This is a genomic window from Kineococcus indalonis, assembly GCF_009906395.1.
Classification (GTDB): Bacteria; Actinomycetota; Actinomycetes; order Actinomycetales; family Kineococcaceae; genus Kineococcus; species Kineococcus indalonis.
On record NZ_JAAALM010000133.1, the window covers coordinates 1 to 8,699 of the forward strand.

Below are 8,699 nucleotides of genomic sequence, written 5' to 3' on the forward strand. Positions count from 1 at the left end.
CCGGTGGCCTCCTACACCGCCGGGATGCTCGACGGCTACAGCGCCGTCGTCTACGTCGGCTCCACCTACGACGAACCGCTGCCGGCCGCGTTCCTCGCCGACGTCACCGCCACCGCGAAACCCGTCACGTGGGTGTACGACAACATCTGGCACCTCACCGCCGCGGACCCGGGGTTCGCCGCGCGCACGGGATGGACGTGGACCCAGTTCGACGTCTCCACCGTGGCCACGGTGTCCTACAAGGGGCAGGACCTCTCCCGGGACCCGCAGAACCAGGGCGGGATCATGGGGGTCTCGATCTCCGACCCGACCAGGGCGACGGTGCTGGCGACCGCGCGCCGCGCCGACGGCACGACGTTCCCGTGGGCCGTGCGGTCCGGGAACTTCACCTACCTCGGCGAGGTCCCCTTCTCCTACGTCGGGCACGGCGACCGCTACCTCGCCTTCAGCGACCTGCTCTTCGACGCCCTGGCGCCCTCGACGCCGACCCGGCGCCGCGCGCTGGTGCGCATCGAGGACGTCGGCCCGGACGCCGACCCCGCCGAGCTGCGGGCCGTGGCCGACTACCTCTCCGCCCAGCGGGTGCCCTTCAGCGTCGCCGTCTACGCGCGCTACCGCGACCCGCTCGGCGCGCTCAGCGGGGGGACCCCCGAGGACTACGCGCTGCGCGACCGCCCCCAGGTGGTCAGCGCCCTGAAGCACATGCAGTCCCGCGGCGGCACGCTGCTCATGCACGGCTACACCCACCAGTTCGGCGAGGCCGCGAACCCCTACGACGGCGTGAGCGCCAACGACTTCGAGTTCTTCCGCGCCCACGTCGACGCCGCCGACAGCGTCGTCTACGACGGTCCCGTGCCCGGCGACTCCACCGCGTGGGCCACCGGCCGCGTCACCTCCGCCGCCAGCGCCTTCACCGCCGCGGGGCTCGGGGTCCCCACGATCTTCGAGTTCCCGCACTACGCCGCCAGCGCCACGGACTACCGCGCCGTCGCAGCGAGGTTCAGCACCCGCTACGAGCGGGGCCTGTACTTCGGCGGCCTGTTCACCGGCGCGGTGGACCACGCCCGCCTCAACGGGCAGTACTTCCCCTACGCGGTGAGGGACCTCTACGGCACGAAGGTGCTGCCCGAGTGCGTCGGCAACGTCGAGCCGGAGGCGTTCAACAACCACCCCGCGCGCCTCCCCGCGGACCTGGTGGCCACCGCCCGCGCGAACCTCGTGGTCCGCGACGGTGTCGCCAGCTTCTTCTACCACCCCTACCTGGGCACCGCGCACCTGCGCGAGACGATCACCGGCATCAAGGCCCTGGGGTACACGTTCGTGGCCGCCTCCGCCGTCTGAACGTCCCCGCCGCGGCGGGGGAGCGGGGCGCCGGGCGCGGCGCCCCGCTCAGCGCCGCCCGCGCACCGAGCGCGCCCGGCGCTGCACGGCGCGCGGGCGCGGGGCCGCCAGCGCCGCGCGCAGCGGCGAGGGGGCCACCGCCTCGGTCAGGTAGTACCACCAGAACACCCCGCCGCGGGAGAACGGGTACCCGAACGCGGCGTCGCCGTGGAACGCCGCCACCGCGACCCTGCCCGCCCCCACGTCGTCGGGCGAGCCGAACCACCAGCGCCCGCTGAGGTCAGCCGCGCCGTACCCGAGCTCGCTGACGAGCAGCTGCTGGTCGGGGTAGGCGCGGTGCAGCGTCGTCAGGACGCGGTCGAGGGTCGCGCCCAGCGGGTGGTCCTCCGGGTACACCGACAACCCGATGTCGTCGACGTCCCCGACCGCGGCCGCCGGCAGGTGCCGCGCCGCCCACGTGAACACCGACTCCTCCGGCTCGCCCTCGCCCATCTGCCAGTACAGCGTCAGCAGGGTCCGCGCGCCGGAGTTCTGCTTGACGTGGCGCGCCGCCCACAGCGCCTTCGCGGCCGAGCCCTCCCCGGTCCACGCCCCGTTGACCTCGTTGCCGACCTCCCACTCCTCCACCTGCGGCAGCGCGCCGACGTACTCGGCCACCCGTGCCCGCCAGGCGGGCCCGTCCACCCCGGCCAGCTGCGAGGAGTCCAGGAACTGGCCCACGACGTGCAGCCCCGCCGCCCGCACCGCCGCCACGTCGGCGGCGTACGAGCGCGCGCCGCGCTCCGCGTCGAAGACCAGCCGCACCCACCCGGTGCGCGGGTCGCCGCCGGTCAGCTCGCGCACCGAGGCCAGCGCGTCGTGCCGGGAGGGGTCCTCGAACGTCACCCCGCGCTGCACGTCGCCGGCGGCGCCCCGGCGCAGCGCCTCCTCGCGGCCGTGCTCGCGCAGCAGCCGCAGCTGCCCGCCCACCGCCGCGTCCAGCGCGCGGGTGCCCAGGGCGCCGCGCTGCCCGGCGCCGGTGGCGCTCCGCACCCGCGCCAGGAGGTCGCGGGCCCGCTCCAGCGCCCCCGTCACGGCCGCCGAGGGCCGGTGCCCGGGGCGGGCCGCCAGCTGCGCCTCCAGCTCGGCGACCGCCTGCGCCGCCGCGACGAGGGTGAACCCGTAGCGCCCCGGCGGCGGCAGGTCCACCACCAGCTGCCCGTACCCCGCCGACGTCGGCCACGCCATCGCCAGCGCCACCCGGCCCGCCGGGCGCTGCACGGCGAACGAGGGGCCCTCCTCCAGCGGCCACGGCACCAGCACGCGCAGGTCCTGCGCGTCCACCAGGACGTCGTCGTGGCCGTCCTGCCCGGTGCCCGCGGACTGCACGCGGCGCACCGCGGCGAAGTCGAGCAGGCGCCCGTCGGCGTCGTGGACCTCGAACTCCACGCGCCCCGCCGGTCCCTCGCCGCCGCGGCCCGGCACGGGGGCGGTGGCGGGCGGGGCGGCCAGGACGGCGTCGCGCCGGGCGGCCAGGCCCACCGCGGCGCCGCCGGCCGCGGCCGTCACGACGACCGGCAGGGCGAGCGCGGTCCTGCGGCGCACGGCCTCACCTCCGCGGGTCGGCGGTCCCCGGCGCGACCGGGTCGCGCCGTCGGCGGCCAGCCTGCCACGGGTCCGGCCCGCGCGGGCCCGGTCCGCGCGAGCGGACCGGGCCACCGCGCCCGTGCGCTCGTGCCGGTCCCCGCCGCCGTGCGAGCATGCCCGTGTGGTGCACCGCGGCACGCGACCGTCGTCCGTCCCCCCGCCCGGCGGCCCGGACCGCTCCCCGAGCGGCGACCGGCACGCGGACGGGGCCGCCGAGCTGCACGTCGTCGCCGCCCCGCTCACCGAGACGGTCACCGGCCCGGTCACCGGCCGGGGCGCCCGCCGGCCCGGCCGGGCGCGCCGCCGGCCGCGGTGGACCTGGCCGCTCGCCGCCGTCGCCGCCGTCGTGCTCGCCGGTGCCCTGGTGCAGTGGAGGTGGCCCGTGGGGGGACCGGAGGTGTGGGCCGACGGCTCCGTGCACGGACCGTGGCAGGCCGTCTTCAACGGCGAGGGGCGCACCACCGGGGACGACGGCGTCATCGAGCTCGCGCCCCGGGCTGCGACCGAGCCGGCGGAGACCCACGCCGGGCTCGTCGTCTCCGTGGCCGACTACGGCGACGTGGACTTCTCCGCCACCGTGCACACGCTGCGCCAGACGCGCGAGGGCACGCCGAACCCCTGGGAGGTCGGCTGGGTGGTGTGGCACTACGAGGGCCCGCAGCGGTTCTACTACTTCACCCTCAAGCCCAACGGCTGGGAGCTGGGCAAGGCAGACCCGGCCTACCCGGGCGCGCAGCGCTTCCTCGCCACCGGCCAGTCCCCCGCCGAGACCGGCGCCCCGCACGCCGTGCGCGTGCGGCAGGTCGGCGCCACCGTGGACGTGTGGGTCGACACCGCGCACGTGGTGACCTCCACGGACACCGAGACGCCCTACCTGCGCGGTTCGGTCGGCGTCTACTCCGAGGACGCCGTGGTGCGCTTCTCCGACCTCGCCGTCGCCCCCGCCAGCCGCTGAGAGCGCGGCCCGCCGTCCCCGGCGGGGGAGGCGGGCCGCGTCGCGCCGGGGCAGCGGTGCCCGCGGCGCGCGGTGGGGACGGCTGCTCAGCCGGCCCGCTCCTGCCCGTCGCGCTCGGCCACGAAGCGGTCGCGCGCCACGTCGCCCAGGTCCGGGGCGTCGGTGAAGATGCCGTCGACGCCGGCCTCGAAGTAGACCTGCGCCAGGTCCAGCACGCGGCCGAAGTCCGCCGGGTCCTCGCCGAGGCGGTAGTCCACCGGCAGGAACTGGTTCTCCGGGCGCAGGGTGTAGGGCACCACCGTCAGGCCGGCGGCGTGCGCGTCGTCGACCAGGCGGGTCTCCTCGCCCAGGGTGCCGTCCTCCTCCAGCGCGACGACCTGGTCCAGCGACGGGCCGAGGGAGTCCACGTGCCGGGCCAGGTCGCGCAGCGCCGAGGGCACCAGCAGGTCCGCGTACTGGCGCGGGTCGCCCTGCGCCACCAGGTCCGCCGGCGCGCCGGTGGAGGAGGTGAGGAACACCGAGTCCGCGCGCAGGCCCAGCTCCGTGCGCAGCTCGACCAGGTTCGTCAGCTCGAAGGACTGCACGGTGGCGCCCGAGCCCGGGCGGTTCAGCCGGTGCTCCTCCAGCGCCCGCACCACGCCCTCCTCCATGGACAGCCCGAGGGAGTCGAAGTACGTCGAGTGCTTGATCTCGGGGATCACCCCGATGTCCCGGCGCAGCTCCTTCGAGAGGCGCTCGCGCTCGTCGAGCACCTCCTCGAAGGTGGGCACCTCGAAGGCGCCGTCGAAGACGGTGCTCTCCTGGCGCAGCTCGGGCAGGCGCTCCACTGCGCGCAGCGTCTTCAGCTCCGCGAGGGTGAAGTCCTCGGTGAACCAGCCGGTCAGCTCCACGCCGTCGATCGTCTTCGTCGCCCGCCGGTCGGCGAACTCCGGGCGCTCGGCGACGTCCGTGGTGCCGGAGATCTCGTTCTCGTGGCGCACCACGAGCACGCCGTCCTTCGTGGAGACCAGGTCCGGCTCGATGACGTCGGCGCCCAGCCGGGCGGCCAGCTCGTACGAGGCCAGGGTGTGCTCGGGGCGGTAGGCGGAGGCGCCGCGGTGCCCGACGACGAGCGGCGCGGCGGCCTCGGGCTGCCAGTGGTGCCCGGGCCAGTGCCCGGGGTGCGCCTGCGGCGCGGCGGTGGCGGTCAGGGGGGTCAGGAGCGTGGCGGCGGCCAGGGTGGCGGCGGCGACGGTGCGCGGTCTCACGCGGCGTGAGTCTGGGCACCGCACCCGTACTGCACAAGGGCTGCACAGCGAACGCGGGGTGACGGGAGGTCGACGGAGCGGGGGTGGGCGCCGCTCGCGCAGGACCTGTGCGTCACGGCGGCGCAGCACGCAGTCAACCGCGCCGGCGACGCGCCGTGGGGAGTGGCTGTGGTTGTCCCGGGCCGTTAACGTGCGCGCCCGATCCCGTCCACCGCCTGTTCACCCCGCCCTCCGGAGGCGCTCGTGCTCGTCGTGTCCGTGCCCGCCAGGGCGCTGCTGCGCACCCTGCTGCTGGTGGTCTCCGCCCTGGTGCTGGCCGGCTACGCCACCGGCCTGCTCGTCAAGGGCTTCCACGTCGACGCCCGCGTCGCCCGCACCGCCGCCTGGGCCGTGGACCTCAACACCGAGAACAACCTCCCCGCCTGGTTCTCCGGCACGCTGCTGGCGGTGGTCGCGCTCGTCGTCGCCGACGTCGCCCGCCGCCGGCGCCGCGAGCGCGCGCCCTGGGCGCCGCACTGGGCGCTGCTGGCCGCGGCCTTCACCTACCTCTCGCTGGACGAGGTCGTCGGCCTGCACGAGCGGCTCAACGAGCCCGTCTCCGCGGTGCTCGGCGACGGCGGGGCCCTGCGCTACGGCTGGTTCGCGGTCGCCCTGCCCCTGGCCGCGGCGTTCGCCCTGCTCCTCGCCCGCTTCCTGCTGGCCCTGCCGCGACGCACCGCCGGGCTCGTCGTCCTGGCGGGCGCCCTCTACGTGGGCGGAGCCGTCGGGCTCGAGGTGCTGGGCAACGTGCTGATGAGCGCGGGCGCACCGCAGGACGGCGTGCTGCTGCTCACCGCGTACTCGGTCGAGGAGCTGCTGGAGATGTCCGGGGCGGCGGTCTTCCTGTACGCCGTCGTGGACCACGACCAGCGCGCCCGGCCGGAGGACGAGCCCGGGACGGCTCGGCGCGGCGGGCTGCTCGCCGCGGGGCGCTGAGGCCCGCGAGAAGGAGGGTGCCCCCGGCAGGATTCGAACCTGCGACACACGGTTTAGGAAACCGATGCTCTATCCCCTGAGCTACGGGGGCGCACCCGCGGGTGACGCCGCGGCCGTCGGGAGTCTAGCGGGCCGGGTGCGCGCCCCGTCGCGCCGGACGCCCGCGGGCGTGCGGCGCGACGGCCCTGGACGTCCGACCACGCCGAACTACGACGCGCTGTCGTTGACTTGCGTTGCGCCGCAGGCGAACGACGGGCGCCCGCGTTCGGAGCAGGGCCACCCGGGTGCCTACACTCAAGCCGCAAGACACGCCGACCGATGCCGTCACCGGGTGTCGGGCCGAGTCGAGGTGGACTCCGACACCCGGCCGACGTCGTCTCCCGAGGAGCACTCCGGATGTCCGTTCAGACCCTCCGCACCGACGCGCACCCGACCGTCCCCGGTCCGCGTCGTGCACCCCGCCAGACCGCGGCCGTCGCCGCCATCGACGCCGCGCTCACCGAGTCCGGCTGCATCCTGGTGGAGACCACCGCCACCGACGCCGGCTGCACCATCGCCTTCTACGACGCCCGCTCCCTGAGCCGCGCCGTGGAGGTCATCGCCTCCGCCGCCGTGCGCACCGGGGACGACGCCCTGGCCTCCCGCGCCCGCCAGCACGGCGCCGGCGCCTGGCGCGTCACCGCCCGCCCGCAGTCCTGGGCCGGCCCCGAGGGCGACCCGCACGCCGCCGGTCAGCGCTCCTCCACCACCTGGCACCTGCAGGTGCCGCTGACGGACCTCGCGCCCGCCGCCTCGGCCCTGCTCGCCTGACCCGCTCCGCCCGACCCGGGTGAGCCGGGCGAGCCCTCAGACCTCCACCTCCGCGAGCACCCGCGGCACCTCCGCGGGCAGCTCGCGGGCGAGGAACCCCAGCCGGCCCACCGAGCTGGCCAGCCGGTCCCCGGCCCGCCCGTGCAGGTGGCACGCCCACACCGCCGCCTGCACCGGGTCCGCGCCCCGCGCGCACAGGCCGGTGACGATCCCGGCCAGCACGTCGCCGGAACCCGACACCCCCAGCCCCGCGCCGCCGGAGACGTCCAGCCACAGGCGCCCGTCCGGCGCCGCGATCCACGACTCGCCCCCGCCGGCGGCCACCGTGCAGCGGCTGCGGCGCGCCAGCTCCAGCGCCGCGCCCGCCGTGTCGGCGGTGACCTCCTCCTCCTGCGCGCCCAGCACGATCGCCAGCTCGTTCAGGTTCGGCGTCAGCACCGCCTTGCCCTCCAGGTGGTGCAGGAACGTCGCGTCGCGCGTCACCGGCGCCAGGCCCAGCGCGTCCAGCACCACCGTCTGCTCCAGCGGCGGCACCAGCGCCTCCAGCAGCTCCACCACGGCCGGCTCGCCGATCGCGCCGACCCCCAGGCACACCGCGTGGGCGCCGCCGGCCAGCTCCGCCAGCTCCGAGCCCTGCGCCCCGCACGCCGGGTCGATGCCGCCGTCCGCGTTCTGCGGCAGCCCCAGCACCAGCGCCTCCGGCAGCGCCACCCCCAGCGCCGGGGCCGTCGACGCCGTCGTGGCCACCTGCAGCTTGCCCGCGCCCGAGCGCAGCGCCGCCTCCGCCGCCAGCAGCACCGCCCCCGGCGTGCGGTCGCTGCCGCCCACCACGCAGGTGCGCCCGCGCGACTCCTTGCCCACGCCCGGCGGCGGCAGCGGCCACTGCCGCAGCACCGCCGACGTCACCGTCACCGCGTCCCGCCGCGCGCCGCTCACCGCGCCACCTCCCTCTGGTCCCCGGCGACGCGCTCGCCGCCGGCCTCCTCGCCCGGCTCGTGGTCGGCGGCGTCGTCGGTGACCCGCACGCCCGCCACCGCCGCGGTGTCCCCGGCGGCGCGCAGCACCACCCCGCCGCCCGGCGCCGCCGCGTACGACGTCACCGAGCAGTTCGCCAGCGGCTCGTCCGCGTCCAGCGCCAGCACCGCGCGCTCGTCCAGGCCCTCCAGCACCAGCCGGAAGCCCATGAGCACCGCCTGGTGCGAGACCACCAGCACGTCGCGCCCGGCGTGCTCCTCGCGCAGCGACGCCAGCACGCTGCGCACCCGCAGCGCCACGTCGCACCAGCTCTCCCCGCCCGGGGGGCGGTAGTAGAACTTGCCCAGCCGCGCCCGGCGCTCCGCCTCCTCGGGGAAGCGCGCCCGCACCCCCGCGCCCGTCAGCCCGTCCCACCAGCCCAGGTCGCGCTCGCGCAGCCGCTCGTCCGTGCGCGGGTCCGGCACGTCGCGGCCCTCGGCGCGGGCCCGCTCCACCACCGCCCGCGCCGTGCGCAGCGCCCGCTCGTACGGCGAGCTCAGCACCACCTGCGGCACCGGCGGCGCCTCCGGCGACGTCGCCAGCCACGCCCCCACCGCCGCCGCCTGCCGCCGCCCCAGCTCCGACAGCGGCACGTCCGCGTCGCGCTCGGCCACCTCCACCACCTCCGCGCGCGCCTGCCGGGCGCGCGCGTCGGCGACGTTGCCGGTGCTCTGCCCGTGGCGCACCAGCACCAGGGACGCCGGCCAGCGCGGGCCGGCGGGGGACGCGGG

At 77.1% G+C, this 8,699-nt stretch carries 8 protein-coding genes and 1 tRNA gene; 4 read left to right on the forward strand and 5 right to left on the reverse strand.

Features of this window, described 5'->3' with window-relative positions; translation table 11 throughout:
* Positions 1–1,341, forward strand: a 1,341-nt coding sequence (locus GTR00_RS08850) for a DUF2334 domain-containing protein (RefSeq protein ID WP_166611262.1), incomplete at its 5' end; no start/stop codon positions are given.
* 48 nt (positions 1,342–1,389) lie between these two features.
* Here GTR00_RS08850 and GTR00_RS08855 read toward each other — a convergent pair.
* On the reverse strand, positions 1,390–2,925 hold the full coding sequence (locus tag GTR00_RS08855; protein ID WP_166611263.1) for a Tat pathway signal sequence: 1,536 nt from the start codon (positions 2,923–2,925) through the stop codon (positions 1,390–1,392).
* A gap of 163 nt (positions 2,926–3,088) precedes the next feature.
* On the opposite strand from GTR00_RS08855, the gene GTR00_RS08860 reads away from it, so the two are divergent.
* A complete protein-coding gene (locus GTR00_RS08860; protein WP_205705394.1) occupies positions 3,089–3,922 on the forward strand; it encodes a hypothetical protein in 834 nt (277 codons plus the stop codon).
* Between the two features lie 86 nt (positions 3,923–4,008).
* On the opposite strand, the gene GTR00_RS08865 is transcribed toward GTR00_RS08860, so the two are convergent.
* Positions 4,009–5,169, reverse strand: a complete 1,161-nt coding sequence (locus GTR00_RS08865; RefSeq protein ID WP_205705395.1) for a glycerophosphodiester phosphodiesterase family protein — start codon at positions 5,167–5,169, stop codon at positions 4,009–4,011.
* 243 nt (positions 5,170–5,412) lie between these two features.
* Between GTR00_RS08865 and GTR00_RS08870 the strand changes: the two genes are divergently transcribed.
* Positions 5,413–6,144: a hypothetical protein gene (locus tag GTR00_RS08870; RefSeq protein ID WP_166611265.1), complete on the forward strand. Its 732-nt coding sequence runs from the start codon at positions 5,413–5,415 to the stop codon at positions 6,142–6,144.
* Between the two features lie 18 nt (positions 6,145–6,162).
* Here the strand turns inward: GTR00_RS08870 and GTR00_RS08875 are convergent.
* A tRNA-Arg gene (locus GTR00_RS08875) sits at positions 6,163–6,235 on the reverse strand.
* Positions 6,236–6,540: 305 nt separating this feature from the next.
* Between GTR00_RS08875 and GTR00_RS08880 the strand changes: the two genes are divergently transcribed.
* Entirely contained in the window at positions 6,541–6,954 is a 414-nt protein-coding gene (locus tag GTR00_RS08880; RefSeq protein WP_166611266.1) for a hypothetical protein, read from the forward strand.
* Positions 6,955–6,990: 36 nt separating this feature from the next.
* Here GTR00_RS08880 and GTR00_RS08885 read toward each other — a convergent pair whose 3' ends face one another.
* Positions 6,991–7,890: an NAD(P)H-hydrate dehydratase gene (locus tag GTR00_RS08885; RefSeq protein ID WP_166611267.1), complete on the reverse strand. Its 900-nt coding sequence runs from the start codon at positions 7,888–7,890 to the stop codon at positions 6,991–6,993.
* Positions 7,887–8,699: histidine phosphatase family protein (locus GTR00_RS08890; protein WP_323132342.1), on the reverse strand; the 813-nt coding region annotated here is incomplete at its 5' end. The genes GTR00_RS08885 and GTR00_RS08890, both read right to left, overlap by 4 nt.